General features: G+C 71.9%; 20 protein-coding genes and 1 tRNA gene. 13 read left to right on the forward strand and 8 right to left on the reverse strand.

The annotated features are described in order from the left end of the window. Nucleotides 1-47 precede the first annotated feature (47 nt). A complete protein-coding gene (locus tag ACIPK4_RS25295; protein WP_402316123.1) occupies nucleotides 48-536 on the forward strand; it encodes an SRPBCC family protein in 489 nt (162 codons plus the stop codon). Nucleotides 537-575: 39 nt separating this feature from the next. Next, nucleotides 576-647, forward strand: a tRNA-Val gene (locus tag ACIPK4_RS25300). A gap of 61 nt (nucleotides 648-708) precedes the next feature. Here the strand turns inward: ACIPK4_RS25300 and ACIPK4_RS25305 are convergent. Beyond that, the gene (locus tag ACIPK4_RS25305) at nucleotides 709-1,434 is read right to left on the reverse strand and encodes a 3'-5' exonuclease (protein WP_054220664.1); all 726 of its coding nucleotides are present in this window, start codon (nucleotides 1,432-1,434) and stop codon (nucleotides 709-711) included. Nucleotides 1,435-1,656: 222 nt separating this feature from the next. Between ACIPK4_RS25305 and ACIPK4_RS25310 the strand changes: the two genes are divergently transcribed. Further along, on the forward strand, nucleotides 1,657-2,247 hold the full coding sequence (locus ACIPK4_RS25310) for a DUF4365 domain-containing protein (protein ID WP_054220663.1): 591 nt from the start codon (nucleotides 1,657-1,659) through the stop codon (nucleotides 2,245-2,247). After that, entirely contained in the window at nucleotides 2,247-3,491 is a 1,245-nt protein-coding gene (locus ACIPK4_RS25315) for a hypothetical protein (RefSeq protein WP_402316125.1), read from the forward strand. The genes ACIPK4_RS25310 and ACIPK4_RS25315 overlap by 1 nt, the downstream gene beginning before the upstream one ends. A gap of 20 nt (nucleotides 3,492-3,511) precedes the next feature. On the opposite strand, the gene ACIPK4_RS25320 is transcribed toward ACIPK4_RS25315, so the two are convergent. The 4 genes from ACIPK4_RS25320 to ACIPK4_RS25335 form a co-directional block, all read right to left on the reverse strand. Further along, nucleotides 3,512-4,717, reverse strand: coding sequence for an MAB_1171c family putative transporter (locus ACIPK4_RS25320; protein ID WP_402316127.1), 1,206 nt, complete (start codon nucleotides 4,715-4,717; stop codon nucleotides 3,512-3,514). A gap of 2 nt (nucleotides 4,718-4,719) precedes the next feature. Next, a complete protein-coding gene (locus tag ACIPK4_RS25325) occupies nucleotides 4,720-5,271 on the reverse strand; it encodes a hypothetical protein (RefSeq protein ID WP_054220661.1) in 552 nt (183 codons plus the stop codon). Between the two features lie 90 nt (nucleotides 5,272-5,361). Next, the gene (locus tag ACIPK4_RS25330; RefSeq protein ID WP_402316130.1) at nucleotides 5,362-5,868 is read right to left on the reverse strand and encodes a hypothetical protein; all 507 of its coding nucleotides are present in this window, start codon (nucleotides 5,866-5,868) and stop codon (nucleotides 5,362-5,364) included. Between the two features lie 183 nt (nucleotides 5,869-6,051). Then, the gene (locus ACIPK4_RS25335) at nucleotides 6,052-6,570 is read right to left on the reverse strand and encodes a hypothetical protein (RefSeq protein WP_402316132.1); all 519 of its coding nucleotides are present in this window, start codon (nucleotides 6,568-6,570) and stop codon (nucleotides 6,052-6,054) included. A gap of 384 nt (nucleotides 6,571-6,954) precedes the next feature. On the opposite strand from ACIPK4_RS25335, the gene thrS reads away from it, so the two are divergent. Continuing rightward, on the forward strand, nucleotides 6,955-8,931 hold the full coding sequence (gene thrS / locus ACIPK4_RS25340; protein WP_402316135.1) for a threonine--tRNA ligase: 1,977 nt from the start codon (nucleotides 6,955-6,957) through the stop codon (nucleotides 8,929-8,931). 14 nt (nucleotides 8,932-8,945) lie between these two features. On the opposite strand, the gene ACIPK4_RS25345 is transcribed toward thrS, so the two are convergent. After that, nucleotides 8,946-9,635 carry a potassium channel family protein gene (locus ACIPK4_RS25345; RefSeq protein WP_402316138.1) on the reverse strand — a complete coding sequence of 230 codons (690 nt, stop codon included), beginning with the start codon at nucleotides 9,633-9,635 and terminating at the stop codon, nucleotides 8,946-8,948. A 67-nt stretch (nucleotides 9,636-9,702) separates the two neighbouring features. On the opposite strand from ACIPK4_RS25345, the gene ACIPK4_RS25350 reads away from it, so the two are divergent. Next, nucleotides 9,703-10,263: an HIT domain-containing protein gene (locus ACIPK4_RS25350; protein ID WP_054220657.1), complete on the forward strand. Its 561-nt coding sequence runs from the start codon at nucleotides 9,703-9,705 to the stop codon at nucleotides 10,261-10,263. Between the two features lie 59 nt (nucleotides 10,264-10,322). Here ACIPK4_RS25350 and ACIPK4_RS25355 read toward each other — a convergent pair whose 3' ends face one another. Both ACIPK4_RS25355 and ACIPK4_RS25360 read right to left on the reverse strand, forming a co-directional pair. Next, entirely contained in the window at nucleotides 10,323-11,990 is a 1,668-nt protein-coding gene (locus ACIPK4_RS25355) for a hypothetical protein (protein ID WP_402316141.1), read from the reverse strand. Between the two features lie 138 nt (nucleotides 11,991-12,128). After that, complete coding sequence (locus ACIPK4_RS25360) at nucleotides 12,129-14,324, reverse strand: elongation factor G-like protein EF-G2 (RefSeq protein ID WP_402316144.1); 2,196 nt, start codon at nucleotides 14,322-14,324, stop codon at nucleotides 12,129-12,131. A 242-nt stretch (nucleotides 14,325-14,566) separates the two neighbouring features. On the opposite strand from ACIPK4_RS25360, the gene pgsA reads away from it, so the two are divergent. From pgsA to ACIPK4_RS25395, 7 genes are all read left to right on the forward strand, one after another. Further along, nucleotides 14,567-15,232 carry a phosphatidylinositol phosphate synthase gene (gene pgsA / locus ACIPK4_RS25365; RefSeq protein ID WP_402316147.1) on the forward strand — a complete coding sequence of 222 codons (666 nt, stop codon included), beginning with the start codon at nucleotides 14,567-14,569 and terminating at the stop codon, nucleotides 15,230-15,232. Then, nucleotides 15,232-16,137 carry a phosphatidylinositol mannoside acyltransferase gene (locus tag ACIPK4_RS25370; protein ID WP_402316149.1) on the forward strand — a complete coding sequence of 302 codons (906 nt, stop codon included), beginning with the start codon at nucleotides 15,232-15,234 and terminating at the stop codon, nucleotides 16,135-16,137. Before pgsA ends, ACIPK4_RS25370 begins: the two co-directional genes overlap by 1 nt. Then, nucleotides 16,134-17,303, forward strand: coding sequence for a glycosyltransferase family 4 protein (locus tag ACIPK4_RS25375; RefSeq protein WP_402316152.1), 1,170 nt, complete (start codon nucleotides 16,134-16,136; stop codon nucleotides 17,301-17,303). Before ACIPK4_RS25370 ends, ACIPK4_RS25375 begins: the two co-directional genes overlap by 4 nt. Before the next feature lie 239 nt (nucleotides 17,304-17,542). Beyond that, complete coding sequence (locus ACIPK4_RS25380) at nucleotides 17,543-18,082, forward strand: hypothetical protein (protein ID WP_054224200.1); 540 nt, start codon at nucleotides 17,543-17,545, stop codon at nucleotides 18,080-18,082. Nucleotides 18,083-18,375: 293 nt separating this feature from the next. Further along, nucleotides 18,376-19,293 (forward strand): pyridoxal 5'-phosphate synthase lyase subunit PdxS, encoded by a 918-nt coding sequence (gene pdxS, locus ACIPK4_RS25385; RefSeq protein ID WP_054224199.1) that lies wholly within the window; start codon nucleotides 18,376-18,378, stop codon nucleotides 19,291-19,293. Nucleotides 19,294-19,299: 6 nt separating this feature from the next. Next, entirely contained in the window at nucleotides 19,300-19,890 is a 591-nt protein-coding gene (pdxT, locus tag ACIPK4_RS25390) for a pyridoxal 5'-phosphate synthase glutaminase subunit PdxT (RefSeq protein ID WP_054224198.1), read from the forward strand. A gap of 57 nt (nucleotides 19,891-19,947) precedes the next feature. Next, entirely contained in the window at nucleotides 19,948-20,700 is a 753-nt protein-coding gene (locus tag ACIPK4_RS25395; RefSeq protein ID WP_054224197.1) for a YebC/PmpR family DNA-binding transcriptional regulator, read from the forward strand. The last annotated feature ends 62 nt before the right edge of the window (nucleotides 20,701-20,762 follow it).

Raw genomic sequence — 20,762 nt, forward strand, 5'->3', positions numbered from 1 at the left:
TGGGGGAGCCGGCCCCGCCCCGGGAGCCGCCGGTCCAGACTGGACCCATGGACCACAGCCGCCTGGACCGCTGGAACCACTACCGCTTCCGCAGCGTGTGGGACCTGGACGCCCCGCCCGCGCGGGTCTACTCCGCACTGGAGCGGACCGGCGACTACCCCCGGTGGTGGCCCCAGGTCCGCGCGGTCGAGCAGATCGACGGTCACAGCGGCACCCTGCACATCCGCTCCGTCCTCCCCTACGAGATCCGGATGACCGCCACCGAACTGCTCCGCGATCCCCGCCGGGGCCTCCTGGAGGCGGCCCTGCACGGCGACGTCGAAGGCTGGGCGCGGTGGACCGTACGGGCCCGCCGGGGAGCCGGCCGGCCCGGGACGCGGGTCCTGTACGAACAGGAGGTCGAAGTGCGCAGGCCCCTGCTGCGGCGCCTCGCCGTGCCCGCGCGGGCCGCGTTCCGGCTCAACCACGCCCTCATGATGCGCGCCGGACGGCACGCCCTGGCGGCCCGGCTGCAGGCCCCGGCGGAAGCGGTTTGAACCAGACCCCGTGCCTCTTGTATTGTTCAACCCGTTCCCGGGCGATTAGCTCAGCGGGAGAGCACTTCGTTCACACCGAAGGGGTCACTGGTTCGATCCCAGTATCGCCCACCGGGTCAGGCCGGTCCGTCTCACGACGGACCGGCCTTCCGCACGTCCGGGGCCCCTTGCCCTACGCCGCCGCCGGCAGCTCCGGCCGCAGCGGCCAGTGCGGATCCACCGCTTCCGGCGTCCCCTGCCGCGCGAACCACGCCTGCAGGCCGCGCGCCTGCGCCGCGTGCCACACCGCCTGCAGGGTGTGCAGCTCCGCCGGGGTCAGCCGCTCCAGCCGCGCCGCGAACCTGCGCCCCACCGCCCGGACTACCTCCAGCGAGGCCAGCGCGTCCGCCGCCGCGTCGTGCGCGCCCTCCAGCTCTATCCCGTAGTGCGCGCACAGGTCCGTCAGCGTCCGGCGGCCCTTGCGGTACCGGTCCAGGTGCTTGTCCAGCACCCGCGGATCCAGCACCGTCAGCGGCCGGTTGTCCAGGTAGCGCGCCAGCGTCGACGCCCGGTGCCGGCGCAACTCCCGGTCCAGCAGCGTCAGGTCGAACGGCGCGTTCATCACCACCACCGGGCGCCCCGCCACCTGCTGCTCCCCGAGCGCACGGGCTATCTCCTCCACGACCGGCGCCGGCCAGCGCCCGTTGCGCTGGAGGTGGTCGTCGGTCAGCCCGTGCACCTCCGTGGCGCCCGGAGGCACCGGAATACCGGGATTGACCAGCCAGCGGGTGGAGCGGACGCGGCCGCCCGCACACTCCTGCACGATGAGAGCGGCGGACACGATCCGGTCCTGCTCCACGTCCACCCCGGTCGTCTCCGTGTCGAATGCGGCCAGTGGCCCCTCGTACCAGCGCGTCATGGCGAACTCCTCGTCCCCGATCGGCAGATGGGGCGCCCCCCGGGCACCGCCGCCTCGGAACGTGCCCCCTGCCCGAATCGGTGATACCCGGCCTGTTTGCGCCGTACGCCGTTTGCGGGCCCTCTGCTACGGAGACAACTTCCCTGGGGGACCGCACACATGACCGGTCGTCACCCCGTCCACCCGCATTCGGCAGAGCCCGCAAGGCATGGGGAGCCGGCCATGGCGCTCGCGCAGCCCGAACCGGGCGGGATGCTGCAAGGGCGGACCGGACCGCGGATCGAGCCGCGGACCGGACCGCTGCGCGGCACGCTCGCCACCACCGCCTGCATGGAGACCCTCCAGGTGGGATACCTGCACGCAGTCGCCGCCGCGGCCGGCTGCTCGCTCTCCCAGCCCTTTCCGGACAACGGCATCGACTGGCAGGTCAACCACGGCGCGCCCGAACACGTCGTCGACGACGAGGTCACCATCAAGGTGCAGCTGAAGGCGACCTACCAGACACCGCCGAGACCGGCGGGGCCCACCTTCGCGTTCACGCTCGACAACGAGCACCTGGTGAAGCTGGCCCGCACACCGGTCGCCGTCCACAAGATCCTCGTCGTGATGCTCGTCCCGCGAGAGCGCGACCAGTGGCTCGCCGCCGGCCACGACCGGCTCGACCTGCGGCACTGCTGCTACTGGACCAACCTCGCCGGGCACCCCGTGACCGGCCGGCGCCGGACGACCGTTCGGATCCCGACCACGCGGATCTTCGACGACCGGGCGCTGTGCGAGATCATGACCCGGGTCGGGTCGGGAGGGACACCCTGATGCACTGGCACTCACCGAACCTCGAACCGCTGACGTCCCCGTCCGAGTACGGGGACTTCTCCGACTCGGGGACCCCCGACCCCGCACACGTCGACCCGGCCGTACTGGGAGCCCTGCTGCACCGGCACGGCTGGCAGCGCCGGGGCGGGGCCGCCGGGCGGTACGGACGCTGGACGCCCCCCGCCCCCCACGCGACGGCCGCCGGGGGCACCAGCCTGCTCGTCCCGGAGAGCCGTGCCTTCCCCGACAGCTGCGACCTGCTGGAGGAGGCGCTGGCCGCGCTCTCGCGCAGCGCGCTGCCGTCCGCGCGGGAGGTGCTGTACGGACTGAGCGTGCCCAGCGACGAGATCCGCTGGGAGCGGCGGATCCCCGAGGGCCCCGAGGGCCCGTACGGACCCCGGGGCGCGGCGGCCTGGACCGTACAGGAGCAGCTGCGCTCGGCCGCCCGGCAGCTCCTGCTGGCCGGAGCCCTCGCCGACCGGGCCAGGGCCGGGTACCACGGCGCCCGGCACCGCGGACAGGCCGAGCGCGCGCTGGACGGGGTCCTGGTCGGGCCGGCCCCCGGCGGACGCAGGCTCACCGCGTACGTCCCGGTCGACGGCGGGCGGGGCACCATGACCCGGCTGCACCACGCGCTGCACGCCGCCCGCGAGGCCGTGGACTACCGGCGGGCCACCGGGGGCATGGAGGCCTTCGACGCGGCGGTCGAGGCCGGCGTCAGCCGGGAGCTCGCGGACGCCCTGATCGCACTGGTCCGCGGCTCGGAGGGAGCCCGGATCGCCCTGGCCTGGGCCCCGGCCGCCGGGGTCCCGGCGGGGTGCGCGGCCCGCCCGGAACCCGTGGAGTTCTCCCCGGGGGACCTGCCCGTGCTCCGCGAGGCGGCGGCGCGCTACACCCGGGACGAACCGGCCGTCCCCGTGCGGGTGGCGGGCGCGGTGGTCCGGATGCGGCGCTCGGCCCCCGGCGGCGGGGGCACGATCCGGCTGCGGGTGCTGGCCGGGGCGGAGGTCCCGTACGTACGGGCGGTCCTGGACGAGGAGGCGTACCGGGTGGCGGGGCACGCGCACCTGGCGGGCGTGCCGATCCGGGTCAGCGGCCGGCTCCAGCGCCGGGGCGGCTTCCGCCGGCTGACCGACGCCACCGACGTGACCCCGGTCCCCCTGGACGAGGTCGAGCGGGACCGTCTGATGAAGTCCCTCGACGAGGCCTTCGACCCGACGGACGTCCTCCCGGCGGACGACTGACGCCCGATCGCCGCACCCTCCTAGGGAGTGTCGGGAGCGTCCTCGCCGGCGGGGGCGGGCCCGGCCGGGAGTTCCCCGGCCACGCGCCGGACCCCTGGGGTCGCGTAGGCCTCCGCCACGAGCTCCAGCCAGGTGACCTCGGCATCGAGATCGTCGCCGGCCGGGCCCGTCCCCGGGGGACGGGCGGCGCCGGGCGACGCCTCCCCCGGGACCGTCTGCCGCGCGGCGTACCGCAGGGCCGCCGCCTCCACGGCCGCCTCCAGGGCCGTCCCGGACAGCCCCTGCGCGGTCAGCAGGGTCCGCGCCGCCTCCCGGGTCCGTTCACCGGCGAAGGCGCCGAGGGCCAGGGCGCCGTCGCGGATCTCGATGACGTACCGGTACAGCAGCACGTCGGGGTCCTCGGCGAGGGCGGCCGGCAGCGGCAGCATCACCTCCGGCACCGTCTCGCGCAGCGCCAGCCACAGGGGCCGGATCCTCCTGATCCGCGTCCGGACCCGCCGCACCCGGACCCGCTCGGCCAGACCCGGCCAGGACACGCCCAGGACGAGCAGGAGCACCGAGGACGCCAACAGCACCTGGGTCGTCGCGACCACGGCCGTGCCGGCGAACCATCCCGGAGCCGCCGTGTGCACCAGCAGGTACACCGCGCGGTGGGCCTCGTGGGCGAGCCCGAACAGACTCCCCGCTCCGATCAGGCGCAGGGAGGTGCGCAGCGCACCGGACGCGGCGTGGCCCATGTACCGGAAACACATCACGGCACACACGAGGAGACCCCAGCCGAGGTAGAGCGTGACGATGCCCCAGTAGGCCAGCGACCATCCCGTGGTCGTCTGCGTCAGCAGGTCCTCCTCCCCGTCCGGACGAGGCATCAGGGCGAACACGAGCACCAGGGCCGGGCACGCCGCGGCCAGCCCCCAGACGGGCGCCGACAGCCCGCGCCGGTCGTCCGTGGTCCCGTGGACGAACTCGATCAGACAGGCCGCGGCCCCCAGCGTGAGCAGGTGGACGACCACGTTCGCGACACTGGCGACCCCCAGCAGGTTCTCGATGCAGCGCCGGATTCCGGGCACTCCCGCCGCGACCGCGCCCGTCACCAGCAACAGGGCGCCCCACAGGCACCGTTCGCGCCTGCCGCCCGTGAGGGCGCCACGCGCCATCAGGACGGTGCCCGTCACGGTCGGACAGAGCATGGCCACATCGACGGCCCGTACGGTCGTCATCGTCATCGTCATCGTCCTCGACCCCGTCCGCGCGCCAGGGCGTCGCCGAGCCGGCCGAGCACGCCGGCCTCCCGTGACGAGGCCGTCCGCCGGGCCACCGGGGTGCTCCGGCCGTGACTGCTGATGAGCGTCGCCAGCAGTTCGGCCTCCTGCTCCTCGACAGCGGAGTACGAGGTCCGGCCCCGGGCGAGCATGCTGCTCACCAGCGCGGGGTCCAGATTCGGGAAGAGGCCGGCCAGAACGGCGGATTCGCCGTCCGCCAGCTTTCCGTGACCGAGCAGGATGTGCGCCAGCTCGTGCAGGATGATGTGGGTCCGGTGGACCGGGCTGGTGCCCGGCTCGTAGAAGACGACGTCGGTGTCGGCCAGCCCCAGCCACAGCCCGCACAAGCCCGCGTCGGCACCGGCCGACTCCGGCAGGGGCAGCAGGTGGAGCGCCCGCCCGCGCCGCTCGGCGATCGCCCGGCAGAGATCCTCCACGTCCAGCGGCCGGGCTATCTCCAGTTCATCGAGGATGGCCGTGAAACGGGCATCGACGGCCGACCACTCCTCGGACTCCACACGCCCCCCTCACCACAGCGCACACTGCCGCGGCTGCGGAGCGTGACCCTTTGCGGGAAGGAGTGTATGCAGGTGATCGCCGTCGGGTGGTCAGTCGGGCGGTGCCGCCGGCCCGCCCGGCCGGTCCGCCGTGCCGGCTGCCGTCCGTCCGGCCCGCTCCACGAGCGTGCGCACCAGGTCGAGCCCGTGCGCCGAGGACGCGGCCACGGCGGCGGCCCGCAGGGCCACGGCCTGGACGTCGTTGGACCGCAGGGCATTGAGGAGGCCCAGCTGCGCCATGGTCTGGGCGGCTACGTCGTCGTCGACGAAGTAGGCGGTCGGCACGCCGAAGAACCGGGCGAGGGAGCGGAGCGTCCCGACGGTCGGATTGGGAACCTTGCCGTTCACCAGCATGGAGAGCCGGCCGACGGAGAGCGTCGTGTCACCACCACCGCCGTCATCCTTGATCCCGTCGACCACCTCCTGGAGCGTGTGGCGCCGCCCCAACGGCTGGACATGGGCGAAGAGGTACTCGAGCCGGACGGCGAGCTGCTGCGCCTCGGCAGGATGCTCAGCGGGCGATGCGCCGCCGTCGGCTGTCCGAACGCCGTGGTCCACGGAGGTCACCTCTCACCGGAATCTCTCCTGCGCAGTATCCCGCACGGTGGCCGAACACAGCCCCACGGTGTCCGGTGAGCACCGCGCACACAGAAACGGGCGGCGGACGGGGTCACCCCCCGTCCGCCGCCCGCTCAGCAGTTCCCCCCGGTGTCCGGCTCCCGGATCAGACCGGCTCCCGGATCAGACCGCGAGGGCGATGGCCTCCATCGCCCGGTTCTGCCCGGTGCTGCCGATGGCCACCTCGTAGGCGTAGCCGCTCCAGCCCGTCCAGCCGTAGTTGGAGAAGTGGCCGTTGGCGCTGACACCGGTGCCGGTGCTGATGATGAGGGCCTCGATGTTCAGGCCCTGGCCCGTCGTGCCGACGGTCACGTTCTGGCCGTCTGCGGCACAGACCTTGTTCTGCCAGCCGATGTTCTGGACGTGTGCCTGCAGGCAGAGGCCGCCGGTGCCGGCGGTGGCGACGGTCAGCGCCTCGATGCCGAGGTTCTTGCCGGTGGTGCCGGCCATCGTGCCGTTGCAGACGGTCCCCTGCCAGCCGATGTTCCGGACGTGCGCCTGGTAGCAGATGGCGGTTCCGGAGGCGGCGGCCGCGGCACCGGCCGCGCTGTTGTCCGCGGCGGAGGCGGGAGCTGCGAGAGCCACCGTGCTGCCGACGGTGAGCGCGACGGATGCGAGAACGGTGCCGAGTGCCTTGCGCATGGGACCCCCAGGTGATGAGCGGGCGGCTGCTGCCGTCCCGGTGGGCTCATTCCGTCATGCGCACACCGCTGAGTCAATCTTTATTGAAATCTCACGCCGTTACATCTGGGATGGTTTATGCCAGAAGTCTACTTTTGGGCAAGCGTCTTCAGGCCGCCACGCGGGGCTGATTGGCGGGATTCGCATGCTCTCGTTTCAGTAAAGGTTCATCGTGCGTGAGGAGCACAGAAGGCCCCATCGGACCGGGGCGCCGCCGGGAGGGCTCGGTCATAACCGTTTCGCGGGGGAGGGGGTCGGCTCGGTACGATTCAGGCGCGCGGCATTGGCCCGCGCATCCCTCCGCCAGCCACCGCTGGGAGGGACCCCCAGTGTCAGGAGAGACCGGTGTCAGACGTCCGTGTGATCATCCAACGCGATTCCGAGCGGGACGAGCGCGTGGTGGCCACGGGCACTACGGCGGCCGAGCTCTTCGCCGGTGAGCGCACCATCGTCGCCGCGCGCGTCGCGGGCGAGCTGAAGGACCTCGCGTACGAGGTGAAGGACGGCGAGACCGTCGAGCCGGTGGAGATCTCCTCCGAGGACGGCCTGAACATCCTGCGCCACTCGACCGCGCACGTCATGGCGCAGGCCGTGCAGGAGCTCTTCCCCGAGGCCAAGCTGGGCATCGGCCCGCCGGTCCGGGACGGTTTCTACTACGACTTCGACGTGGCCCGGCCCTTCACCCCGGAGGACCTGAAGGCCATCGAGAAGAAGATGCAGGAGATCCAGAAGCGGGGCCAGCGGTTCGCCCGCCGCGTCGTCACCGACGAGGCGGCCCGCGAGGAACTCGCCGACGAGCCGTACAAGCTGGAGCTCATCGGCATCAAGGGTTCCGCGTCGACCGACGACGGGGCGAACGTCGAGGTGGGCGGCGGCGAGCTGACCATCTACGACAACCTGGACGCCAAGACCGGCGAGCTGTGCTGGAAGGACCTCTGCCGCGGTCCCCACCTGCCCACCACCCGGAACATCCCGGCCTTCAAGCTCATGCGCAACGCGGCCGCCTACTGGCGCGGCAGCGAGAAGAACCCCATGCTCCAGCGCATCTACGGCACCGCGTGGCCGTCGAAGGACGAGCTGAAGGCCCACCTCGACTTCCTCGCCGAGGCCGAGAAGCGCGACCACCGCAAGCTCGGCAACGAGCTGGACCTCTTCTCCGTCCCGGACGAGATCGGCTCCGGCCTGGCCGTCTTCCACCCGCGCGGCGGCATCATCCGCCGCACCATGGAGGACTACTCGCGCCGCCGGCACGAGGAGGAGGGCTACGAGTTCGTCTACTCCCCGCACGCCACCAAGGGCGCCCTCTTCGAGAAGAGCGGCCACCTGGACTGGTACGCGGAGGGCATGTACCCCCCCATGCAGCTCGACGGTGGTACCGACTACTACCTCAAGCCCATGAACTGCCCGATGCACAACCTGATCTTCGACGCGCGCGGCCGCTCCTACCGTGAGCTCCCGCTGCGCCTGTTCGAGTTCGGCACCGTGTACCGGTACGAGAAGTCGGGCGTGGTCCACGGCCTGACCCGGGCCCGCGGCTTCACCCAGGACGACGCGCACATCTACTGCACCCGTGAGCAGATGGCCGACGAGCTCGACCGGACCCTCACCTTCGTGCTGAACCTGCTGCGCGACTACGGCCTGACCGACTTCTACCTGGAGCTCTCCACCAAGGACCCGGAGAAGTTCGTCGGCTCGGACGAGGTCTGGGAGGAGGCCACCGCGGTCCTCCAGCAGGTCGCCGAGAAGCAGGGCCTCCCGCTGACCCCTGACCCGGGCGGCGCGGCCTTCTACGGGCCGAAGATCTCCGTGCAGGCGCGCGACGCCATCGGCCGCACCTGGCAGATGTCGACCGTGCAGCTCGACTTCAACCTGCCGGAGCGCTTTAACCTGGAGTACACCGCCTCCGACGGCTCCCGCCAGCGCCCGGTGATGATCCACCGCGCCCTGTTCGGCTCGATCGAGCGGTTCTTCGCCGTGCTGCTGGAGCACTACGCGGGCGCCATGCCGCCGTGGCTGGCCCCCGTCCAGGCGGTCGGCATCCCGATCGGTGACGGGCACGTCGAGTACCTGCAGGAGTTCGCCGCCGCGGCGAAGAAGAAGGGCCTGCGGGTCGAGGTGGACGCCTCGTCCGACCGCATGCAGAAGAAGATCCGCAACCACCAGAAGCTCAAGGTCCCGTTCATGATCATCGTCGGTGACGAGGACATGGCCGCGGGCACCGTCTCCTTCCGCTACCGCGACGGTTCGCAGGAGAACGGCATCGCCAAGGACGAGGCCCTGGCCAAGCTGGCCAAGGTCGTCGAGGACCGCGTCCAGGTCTGACCGGCGCAGCCTGGTCAGTGAGGGGCCCCCGGGGGACTTTCGTCCCCCGGGGGCCCCTCGTCGTCGTCCCGTCGGAAGATCTGGATCAGCCAGGACGAGAAGGAACCCGTGACCGCCCCCAGCAGACCCAGCCCGAAGATCATCAGGGTGGTCGCGATCAGCCGCCCCACCGCGGTCACGGGCGCCACGTCGCCGTAGCCGACCGTCGTCAGCGTCTGGACCACGCACCACACCGAGTCCCCGAACGTCTGGATCGGGGACTGCGGGTCCCGCCGCTCGGAGTCGTACAGGCCCAGCGAGCCGGAGAAGCCGAGCAGCAGCGACGAGAGGCCGGCGTACGTGATCACGCGCGGGTACAGGCCGCGGCGCGGGCGGTCCCGTCTCCTGGCCATGACCGCGTCGTGGACCTTGACCATGCGCAGCGCCCGCAGCGTCGGCAGGAGGACGATCACGGTGTCCAGCCAGTGGCGGCGGATGAACCGCAGCGGCCGCTGGCGGCTCAGCACGAGGCGCACCACGTAGTCCACGATGAAGCAGAGCCAGGTCAGCACGACGGTGATCGCGGCGATGTCGCGCCAGAGGGAGTGGGCGTGGGCGAGCACGCGGACCGCGTACCCGGCGAGGAAGACGAGCGAGAGGTAGAAGAGCGGGATCTCGGTACGGCGCTCCCAGGCGACGTCGGGGGTCTCGGCTTCACCGTGCATGGGCCCAGCATCGCGGCCGGGGTGCCGGTCTTCGCCCCGGCGACACGCCCTCCGGGGGCAAGGTCATATGCTGCATCCCATGACGACTGAGCCGGAGCAGCAGATCGGTGTGGGCACGCAGGACGCGTTCCAGCGTCTGTGGACGCCCCACCGGATGGCGTACATCCAGGGGGAGAACAAGCCGACCGGTCCGGAGGCCGGGGACGGCTGTCCCTTCTGCGGGATCCCGGAGATGTCCGACCAGGACGGCCTGGTCGTGGCCCGGGGCCGGCACGTGTACGCCGTGCTGAACCTGTACCCGTACAACGGCGGCCACCTGATGGTGGTCCCGTACCGGCACGTCGCCGACTACACGGACCTCGACGAGGCCGAGACGGCCGAGCTGGCCGACCTCACGAAGCGGGCCATGATCGCGCTGCGCAAGGCGTCCGGGGCGCACGGGTTCAACATCGGCATGAACCAGGGCGCGGCCGCCGGGGCCGGTATCGCGGCACACCTGCACCAGCACATCGTGCCCCGCTGGGGCGGGGACACGAACTTCATGCCGGTCGTCGGCCACACGAAGGTGCTGCCCCAACTGCTCGCGGACACCCGCCAGATGCTCGCGGACGCCTGGCCCACCGACTAGCAGGCGCAGGACTCCCGGGCCGCGCACCGGCCCGGGAGCCGCCGGCCGCGAGCCGCCAGCTAGGCGTCGTACACGTCCGCCTTGCGCGGGGCGGCGTCCTGGACGAGCCCGCTGACGATCGACGAGCGGTTGTTGAAGCGTTCGGTGTCGGCGCCGTTCTCCTCCAGGACCCGCAGTGCCGCCGCGTGCACCGCCCGCAGGACCGGGGTCGCGGCGCGCATGGCGTCGTCGGCCATGAAGCGGTGGCGCCAGGGCTGGCCCGCCCAGACGTGACGCAGACCGAAGGGCTCGGGCAGGATCAGCTTGCCGCCGAAGAAGTCGAGGATCGGCGGGAACCAGGTCAGCGGGGCCCGTACGGAGAGACGGACCACTTCCTGGGCGTCCACCAGCGGCAGGGGCCGCTCGACGGTCTCCCAGAACCGGATGGACTTCGGCACCTCGACCTTGGGGGCCACCGACTTGCTGGTGAACAGGCCGTGCACCGGTCCGAGCGCGTGGCCGGTCACCTCGACGCGCAGCGTCTTGTAGAGCACGGTCACCGTCACCAGCATGGTGATCACCAACTGGCCGTCCCAGAGCGGGTACTGGATGCCGAGGTAGTGCCGGTTGCCGCCGCTGAACTGCTGCTCGTTGCAGATCCGGGTGATCTCGTGCGGCTTGACGAGGAAGGTGTCCACGTCCGCGCCGGTCGGGCGGGCCACCTCCGCGGCGCCTTCGCCGACCGGTGTGACGATCCAGTGCTGGATCGAGGCGGGTGGCAGGCCGCCGGTGTGCAGCGGGCCGCGCTCCAGCTTGCGCAGTTCGGTGTCGATGGCCCGGATCACGTCCCAGCTGCGGAACGGGTGGATCTCCATGCCCTCGGTCCTGGGCGCGAGCTCCTCGGCCATCTGCCAGCTGCCCCAGCGGGTGCCCATGCCGAGGATGCCCTTGGGCCCGGCGTAGAAGACGGCGTTGCTGCGGTCCTCGGCCGTCAGTTTGGCGAGCGAGTGCCGCAGGTCCTCCCGGGCCTTCTCATCGGGGTTGCCGGGCACCGCCTCGGGGATCTTGGCGCCGATGCCGCTGCCCGCCAGCAGTCCGTCCCACCGGGAGCGCATGTCTTCGGCGGTGGCCTCGCAGATCCGGCGGGCGACGAGCCAGCCCACGGCCGGGACGATGATCATGCCGCGCAGGTAGAGGCCGAGGAAGCCGGTGAACGGCAGCCGGAACATGAGGACCGCCGCGACGACGGCGACGCCGACCAGGAGCAGGGTGCCCAGCCAGGACGAGCGCTTGCCGTCGCCCTTGGCCAGCGTCTTGCGGAGCTGGAACAACCCCAGCCACAGCAGTAGGCCCGGCAGGAAGAGCACGCCGGCGACGAGCATGATCAGGCGGAGCTTGCGGTCGCGCTCCTTGCGGATGCGGGACGCGGCCAGGCAGTGCTCCACGACGGTCTGCGGATCGAGGCCGAAGGACTGGATGAGCGGTTTGCGGCCGGCGCCGAGCGTGCGGGCCTCGACGGCCCGGCAGAACGCCTCACCCAGGTTGGGCTCGAACAACGAGATCTTCGGGGGCTTGACCGTCGACTTGTGGTACTCGTTGTCCGCCTTGAGGATCTCCGACAGCTTGGTGTCGCTGCCGCCGTCCCGGTACGCGGCCGAGGCGAGGGCGTTGGTCGCCGCGGTCTGCCCGCCCGCCCCCTGGAGGGGAACCTGTGCCCCGGGCCTGAAGTCGAATCCGTCGTCCGCCACCGTTGCCCCCATCGCTGTGCGTCGTGCTCGTTTGCCGCGCAGATGAGCCTATCGGCGTATCTCTTCCCATGGTCATGGGACAGGGAAATGCCGCCCACCGCAAGCGGCTTGGGTGGGCGGCTCCTGGCGCTGTGTCAATCAGGTTCCCTTCCCGGCCTGTTCCCGCACCTTTTCGGCGATCTGGGGCGGCATGGGTTCGTGGCGGGCGTAGGCGCGGGTGAACCGGCCCGTGCCGTGCGAGACCGAGCGCAGTTCGACGGCGTACCGGCCGATCTCGATCTCGGGGATCTCGGCGCGGATCTGTGTGCGGCCGGGGCCCGCCTGTTCGGTGCCGACGACGCGGCCGCGGCGGCCCGCGAGATCGCTCATGACGGGGCCGACGTACTCGTCGGGGACGAGGACGGCGAGCTCGGCGACCGGTTCGAGGAGGTGAATGCGGGCGTCGGCGGCGGCTTCGCGCAGGGCGAGCGCGCCTGCGGTCTGGAAGGCGGCGTCGGAGGAGTCCACCGAGTGCGCCTTGCCGTCGACGAGGGTGATGCGCACGTCGACCAGCGGATATCCGGCCGCGACCCCGCGGGCGGCCTGGGCCCGTACGCCCTTCTCGACGGACGGGATGAACTGGCGGGGCACGGCGCCGCCGACGACCTTGTCGACGAACTCGATGCCGCTGCCGGGCGGGAGCGGTTCGACCTCGATCTCGCAGATCGCGAACTGGCCGTGGCCGCCGGACTGTTTGACGTGGCGGCCGCGGCCGGCGGCGGCGGAGCCGAAGGTCTCGCGCAGGCTCACCTTGTGCGGGACGGGGTCGACCTGGACCCCGTAGCGGGTGCGCAGCCGTTCGAGGGCGACGTCCTGGTGGGCCTCGCCGAGGCACCACAGGACGACCTGGTGGGTGTGCGGGTTCTGCTCCAGCCGCATCGTGGGGTCCTCGGCGACGAGCCGGGCCAGGCCCTGGGAGAGCTTGTCCTCGTCGGCCTTGCTGTGGGCCTCGATGGCGAGGGGGAGCAGCGGGTCGGGCATCGGCCAGGGTTCCATGAGCAGGGGCCGGTCCTTGGCCGAGAGGGTGTCGCCGGTCTCGGCGCGGGTGAGCTTGGCCACGCAGGCGAGGTCGCCGGCGATGACCTGGGTGAGGGTGCGCTGCTGTTTGCCGAAGGGGGAGGTGAGGGCGCCGATCCGTTCGTCGACGTCGTGGTCCTCGTGCCCGCGGTCGGCCAGTCCGTGGCCGCTGACGTGCACGGTCTCCTCCGGGCGCAGGGTGCCGGAGAACACGCGGACGAGGGAGACCCGGCCGACGTACGGGTCGGAGGAGGTCTTGACGACCTCGGCGACGAGCGGCCCGTCGGGGTCGCAGGTGACGGCCGGGCGGTCCGCGCCGTCCGGGGCGGTGACGGGGACGGCGGCGCGCTCCAGGGGAGTGGGGAAACCGCCCGTGACCAGTTCCAGGAGCTCGACGGTGCCCAGGCCCTGGCGGGCTCCGTCGGCGGCGGGGGCGGCCATCAGGACGGGGTGGAAGGTGCCGCGGGCCACGGCGCGCTCCAGGTCGTCGACGAGGGTCTTGACGTCGATGTCCTCGCCGCCGAGGTAGCGGTCCATGAGGCTCTCGTCCTCGCTCTCCGCGATGATCCCCTCGATGAGGCGGGAGCGGGCGTCGGAGATGAGGGCGAGCTCGTCGGGCTCGGGGTCGCGCTCCACGCGCTCCCCGGAGGTGTAGTCGTACACGCGCCGGGAGAGCAGGCCGAGGAGCCCGGCGACGGGGGCGTGCCCGTCCTGGCCGCGGGGCCCGTACAGCGGCAGGTAGAGGGGGATGACGGCGTCCGGGTCCTCGGCCCCGAAGAACTCTCCGCACACGGTCGTCATCTGCGCGTAGTCGGCGCGGGCTGCCTCCAGATGGGTGATGACGATGGCGCGGGGCATGCCGACGGCCGCGCATTCGTCCCAGACCATGCGGGTGGCGCCGTCGATGCCGTCGGAGGAGGAGACGACGAAGAGGGCCGCGTCCGCGGCGCGCAGGCCGGCCCTGAGCTCGCCGACGAAGTCGGCGTATCCCGGGGTGTCCAGGAGGTTGATCTTGATCCCGCCCCATTCGACGGGGACGAGGGACAGCTGTACGGACCGCTGCTGCCGGTGTTCGATGTCGTCGTAGTCCGAGACGGCGGTGCCGTCCTCGACCCGGCCCGCCCGGTTGACGGCGCCGGCCGTCAGGGCGAGGGCCTCGACCAGGGTGGTCTTGCCGGCTCCGGTGTGGCCGACCAGCACGACGTTCCGTACGGACGACGGCCGGTCGACCGTCGGTGCCCTGCCGGCGGCTCCGGCTTGGTGTGATGTGGCTCCCATGGCGCTCGTGCCTCCCGGTGTGACGGTGAGGAGGTTGATCGGGGTCCTTCGAGCTTTGCACCGGCGTCACACTGCGTCCATACGTAGTACCCGGCGCCGTCCGGAGCGTGACACGGGCATGGACCGGCGGCCGACTGGCGCGAACCGGTGGGTGCGCGGCATGGCGGGCCCGGGGCCCTGGCTACGATGGGCCAGCCGGTGGCCGTTGGGGCCGTGCGGCACAGCGACCCTCCGGGAAGGCCATGCTGAACAAGTACGCGCGTGCATTCTTCACGCGTGTTCTCACGCCATTCGCCGCTTTTCTCCTCCGGCGGGGGGTGAGCCCGGACGCGGTCACCCTGATCGGCACGGCCGGAGTGGTGGCGGGAGCGCTGGTCTTCTTCCCCCGGGGTGAGTTCTTCTGGGGCACCATCACGATCACCCTGTTCGTCTTCTCCGACCTGGTGGACGGGAACATGGCCCGGCAGGCGGGCGTCTCCAGCCGCTGGGGCGCCTTCCTCGACTCCACGCTCGACCGGGTGGCCGACGCGGCGATCTTCGGGGGTCTCGCGCTCTGGTACGCGGGCAACGGGAACGACAACGTGCTGTGCGCCGTGGCGATCTTCTGCCTGGCCAGCGGCCAGGTGGTCTCGTACACCAAGGCCCGCGGCGAGTCGATCGGGCTGCCGGTCGCCGTGAACGGGCTCATCGAGCGTGCCGAGCGGCTGGTGATCTCGCTGGTGGCGGCCGGCCTCTCCGGGCTGGTGATCTTCGGGGTGCCCTCGTGGATCGGGGTGCTGCTGCCGGTCGCGCTGTGGATCGTCGCGGTGGGCTCGCTGGTCACGCTGATCCAGCGGGTGGTCACCGTGCGCCGTGAGGCTGCCGAGGCCGACGCGGCGGCCGCCGTGGCCGAGGGCGGCGCGGGCTGATGGGCGCGGCACAGGACAGGCTCGTCGACGGCCTGTACGGGCTCGGCTGGGCCGGGGTGAAGAAGCTCCCCGAGCCCGCCGCGGTGGCCCTGGGGCGCCGGATAGCGGACTACACGTGGAAGAAGCGCGGCAAGAGCGTGCTGCGGCTGGAGGCCAACCTGGCCCGCGTCGTCCCGGACGCCGGACCGGAGCGGCTGCGGGAGCTCTCCAAGGCCGGCATGCGCTCGTACATGCGCTACTGGATGGAGTCCTTCCGGCTGCCGGCGATGGACCCGGTGCGCTTCGGCACGGACGTCGAGATCAAGGACGACCACATCCTGCGCGAGGCCGTGGCCTCCGGGCGCGGTGTGATCGTCGCACTGCCGCACCTGGCCAACTGGGACCTCGCCGGCGCCTGGGTCACCGGGCACCTCGGCCTTCCGTTCACCACCGTCGCGGAGCGGCTCAAGCCGGAGTCCCTGTACGACCGCTTCGTCGCCTACCGGGAGAGCCTGGGCATGGAGGTGCTGCCGCACAACGGCCCCTCCTCCTTCGGGACCCTCGCCCGCCGGCTCCGCTCCGGCGGGCTGATCTGCCTGGTCGCCGACCGCGACCTGTCGGCGTCCGGGGTCCGGGTGGACTTCTTCGGCTCGGCGGCGCGCATGCCGGCCGGACCGGCGCTGCTGGCCCAGCAGACGGGCGCGGCGCTGCTGCCGGTCACCCTGTACTACGGCGAGAGCCCGCAGCTGCACGGGCGGATCCACCCCGAGGTCCCGGTCCCGCGGACCGGTACCCGCACCGAGAAGACCGCCGCCATGACCCAGGCGATGGCCGACGCCTTCGCCCAGGGGATCGCCGAGCACCCGGAGGACTGGCACATGCTGCAGCGGCTGTGGCTGGACGACCTGGAGGAGCGCTCCGCGTGAAGATCGGCATTGTCTGCCCCTACTCCTGGGACGTGCCGGGCGGCGTCCAGTTCCACATCCGGGACCTCGCGGAGCACCTGATCCGCCTCGGCCACGAGGTGTCGGTGCTGGCCCCGGCGGACGACGAGACGCCGCTGCCGCCGTACGTGGTCTCGGCGGGGCGGGCGGTGCCGGTGCCGTACAACGGGTCGGTGGCCCGGCTGAACTTCGGCTTCCTGTCGGCGGCCCGGGTGCGGCGCTGGCTGCACGACGGCGTCTTCGACGTGATCCACATCCACGAGCCGGCCTCGCCCTCGCTGGGGCTGCTGTCCTGCTGGGCGGCCCAGGGACCGATCGTGGCCACCTTCCACACCTCGAACCCCCGCTCGCGGGCCATGATCGCCGCGTACCCGATCCTCCAGCCGGCCCTGGAGAAGATCAGCGCGCGGATCGCGGTGAGCGAGTACGCGCGCCGCACGCTCGTGGAGCACCTCGGCGGGGACGCCGTGGTCATCCCCAACGGCGTCGACGTCGACTTCTTCGCCAAGGCCGAGCCGAACCCCGCATGGTCCGGGCAGACCCTCGGCTTCATCGGCCGGATCGACGAGCCCCGCAAGGGTCTGCCCGTGCTGATGGCGGCCTTCCCCAAGATCGTGGAAGCCTGCCCGGACGTACGGCTCCTCGTGGCCGGCCGCGGCGACGAGGAGGAGGCCGTGGCCTCCCTGCCCGCCGGCCTGCGCGCCCGGGTCGAGTTCCTCGGCATGGTCTCCGACGAGGACAAGGCGCGGCTGCTGCGCAGCGTCGACGTGTACGTGGCCCCCAACACGGGCGGCGAGAGCTTCGGCATCATCCTCGTCGAGGCGCTCTCGGCGGGAGCGGCGGTACTGGCCTCCGACCTGGACGCGTTCGCGCAGGTCCTGGACCAGGGCGCGGCGGGCGAGCTGTTCGCCAACGAGGACGCGGACGCGCTGGCCGCGGGCGCGGTGGCCCTGCTGCGCGATCCGCGGCGGCGCGAGGAACTCGGCATCCGCGGCTCCGCCCACGTACGCCGCTTCGACTGGTCCACGGTCGGGGCGGACATCCTGGCGGTCTACGAGACGGTGACGGACGGCGCGGCGGCGGTGGCGACGGACGAACGGGTCAGCCTGCGGACCCGCCTGGGCCTCACCAGGGACCCGTCGGCCTGACACGGCCCCTGGGCTCGGCGCCTGACCCGGGACCCGTCGCCCTCACACGGCCGCCCGGGCCCGCGGCATCTCACCGGAACCCATCGGCCTGACACGGCCTCCCGGGCCCCCGGCGCCTCACCCCGGCCGGGGGACCGCGTCACGCCAACCGGCGCCTCACCCGGCCCCGGGCGCGTCCCGAGGGCGGGGCTCCTCCCCGCGCCCCGGCGGCCGGGGATTCGCGGGTAGAGTCGCGGGCCGTGATCGAAACCCTTGTCTGGACCGCCCTGGCGCTCGGCGTCATCGGGGTCTACCTCAGCTGGACCGCCGGACGGCTGGACCGGCTGCACTCGCGGATGGACGCCGCCCGCGCCGCCCTCGACGCGCAGCTCGTCCGGCGCGCCTCGGTGGTGCTCGAAGTGGCCACCTCCGGAGTGCTCGACCCCGCCTCCTCGATCGTCCTGTACGAGGCCGCCCACGGCGCCCGCCAGGCCGAGGAGGAGCACCGCGAGGTCGCCGAGAGCGAGCTCAGCCAGGCGCTGCGCGCGGTGTTCTCCGACGCCGCCCAGGTGGAGGCGCTCAAGGCCGCGCCCGGCGGCGAGGCGGCCGCCGAGGAGCTGGCCGCGGCCGTCCGCCGGGTGCCCATGGCGCGGCGGTTCCTCAACGACGCCGTCCGGGCCGCCCGCGCGCTGCGGCGGCACCGCAAGGTCCGCTGGTTCCGGCTGGCCGGCCACGCCCCGTTCCCGCTCGCCTTCGAAATGGACGACGAGCCTCCAGTGGATCTTGCCGACCGGCCCTGAGGGCTGTCCCGTGATCCCCGGTGGATCAGCGCGCGGCGTCGGATGCGGTGCGTCGCAAGGCGGAGGGGCGTCCGCATACTGGGCGTATCCGGGCGTTCCGACAACGCGGCGAGGTGCCGTAGCCGGCGTCGCGCGCCCGCCGGGGATTGCGGGCCAGCCCTTAGTTGTACCCAATGGCCAATTCGGAAGGAGCCACCGGCTCCTCATTGGCCCTTGCGGTGGACTGGTCCGGGACGGTTTCCTCGGCGGAGTACCACCGCAGCACCCGTCTTCCCTTCGAGTGAGGTCAATCCGTGAGCACGCTTCCCTCCACCCCGCAGGCCACCGAGTCCGCGATCGGCACCTCCCGCGTCAAGCGCGGCATGGCCGAGCAGCTCAAGGGCGGTGTGATCATGGACGTGGTCAACGCCGAGCAGGCCAAGATCGCCGAGGACGCCGGCGCCGTGGCCGTCATGGCCCTGGAGCGGGTTCCCGCCGACATCCGCAAGGACGGCGGCGTCGCGCGCATGTCGGACCCGAACATGATCGAAGAGATCATCGGCGCCGTCTCCATCCCGGTCATGGCCAAGTCCCGCATCGGCCACTTCGTCGAGGCCCAGGTCCTGCAGTCCCTCGGCGTCGACTACATCGACGAGTCCGAGGTCCTGACCCCGGCCGACGAGGTCAACCACTCCGACAAGTGGGCGTTCACCACCCCCTTCGTCTGCGGTGCCACCAACCTGGGCGAGGCCCTGCGCCGCATCGCCGAGGGCGCGGCCATGATCCGCTCCAAGGGCGAGGCCGGCACCGGCAACGTCGTCGAGGCCGTTCGCCACCTGCGCCAGATCAAGAACGAGATCGCCCGCCTGCGCGGCTACGACAACAACGAGCTGTTCGCCGCCGCCAAGGAGCTGCGCGCCCCGTACGAGCTCGTCAAGGAGGTCGCCGAGCTCGGCAAGCTCCCGGTCGTGCTGTTCTCCGCCGGTGGCGTCGCCACCCCGGCCGACGCCGCGCTGATGCGCCAGCTCGGCGCCGAGGGCGTCTTCGTCGGCTCCGGCATCTTCAAGTCGGGCGACCCGGCCAAGCGCGCCGCCGCCATCGTGAAGGCCACCACCTTCTACGACGACCCGAAGGTCATCGCGGACGCCTCCCGCAACCTGGGCGAGGCCATGGTCGGCATCAACTGCGACACCCTGCCCGAGGCCGAGCGCTACGCCAACCGCGGCTGGTAAGCACTCATGACCACCCCAGTGATCGGTGTCCTGGCCCTCCAGGGCGACGTACGGGAGCACCTGATCGCCCTGGCCGCGGCGGACGCCGTGGCCAGGCCGGTCCGGCGCCCCGAGGAGCTCGCCGAGGTCGACGCCCTGGTGATCCCCGGCGGCGAGTCCACGACCATGTCGAAGCTCGCCGTGCTGTTCGGCATGCTGGAGCCGCTGCGCGAGCGCGTGAAGGCCGGCATGCCCGTCTACGGCACCTGCGCCGGCATGATCATGCTCGCCGACAAGCTGCTCGACGGCCGTGACGACCAGGAGACGCTCGGCGGCATCGACATGATCGTCCGCCGCAACGCCTTCGGCCGCCAGAACGAGTCCTTCGAAGCGAAGATCGACTTCGCCGGCATAGACGGCGGCCCGGTCGAGGGCGTCTTCATCCGCGCCCCGTGGGTCGAGTCGGTCGGCGCCTCGGCCGAGGTGCTCGCCTCGTACGACGGCCACACGGTCGCCGTCCGCCAGGGCAACGTCCTCGCCACCTCGTTCCACCCCGAGCTGACCGGCGACGACCGCGTCCACGCGTACTTCGTCGACATGGTGCGCGCGGGGCTGTAATCAGGTCCCGGTAGGATCTGAGAGGAACACTGTTGGTGACGCGAAGGAGACAGGCGGATGTCCGGCCACTCTAAATGGGCTACGACGAAGCACAAGAAGGCCGTGATCGATGCCAAGCGCGGCAAGCTCTTCGCGAAGCTGATCAAGAACATCGAGGTCGCGGCGCGTATGGGCGGCGCCGACATCGACGGCAACCCGACGCTCTTCGACGCCGTTCAGAAGGCCAAGAAGCAGTCGGTCCCGAACAAGAACATCGACTCCGCGGTCAAGCGCGGCGGCGGCCTCGAGGCCGGCGGCGCCGACTACGAGACGATCATGTACGAAGGCTACGGCCCGAACGGCGTCGCGGTGCTCATCGAGTGCCTCACCGACAACCGCAACCGCGCCGCCTCCGACGTCCGCGTCGCCATGACCCGCAACGGCGGCTCGATGGCCGACCCGGGCTCGGTCTCGTACCTGTTCAACCGCAAGGGCGTCATCCTGCTGCCCAAGGCGGAGCTGTCCGAGGACGACGTCCTCGGCGCGGTCCTCGAGGCCGGCGCCGAAGAGGTCAACGACAACGGCGACACCTGGGAGATCATCAGCGAGGCCACCGACCTCGTCGCGGTCCGCACCGCGCTCCAGGAGGCCGGCATCGACTACGACTCGGCCGACTCCAGCTTCGTCCCCACCATGCAGGTCGAGCTGGACGAGGACGGCGCGCGCAAGATCTTCAAGCTGATCGACGCGCTGGAGGACAGCGACGACGTGCAGAACGTCTTCGCCAACTTCGACGTCTCCGACGAGGTCATGGAGAAGGTCGACGCCTGATCGGGCATCAGCGGCGGGCCGACGGGGACACACCCCGTCGGCCCGCCGCTTTGTCAGTGCCA

The organism is Streptomyces sp. NPDC086989, assembly GCF_044745505.1.
Taxonomy (GTDB): Bacteria; Actinomycetota; Actinomycetes; order Streptomycetales; family Streptomycetaceae; genus Streptomyces.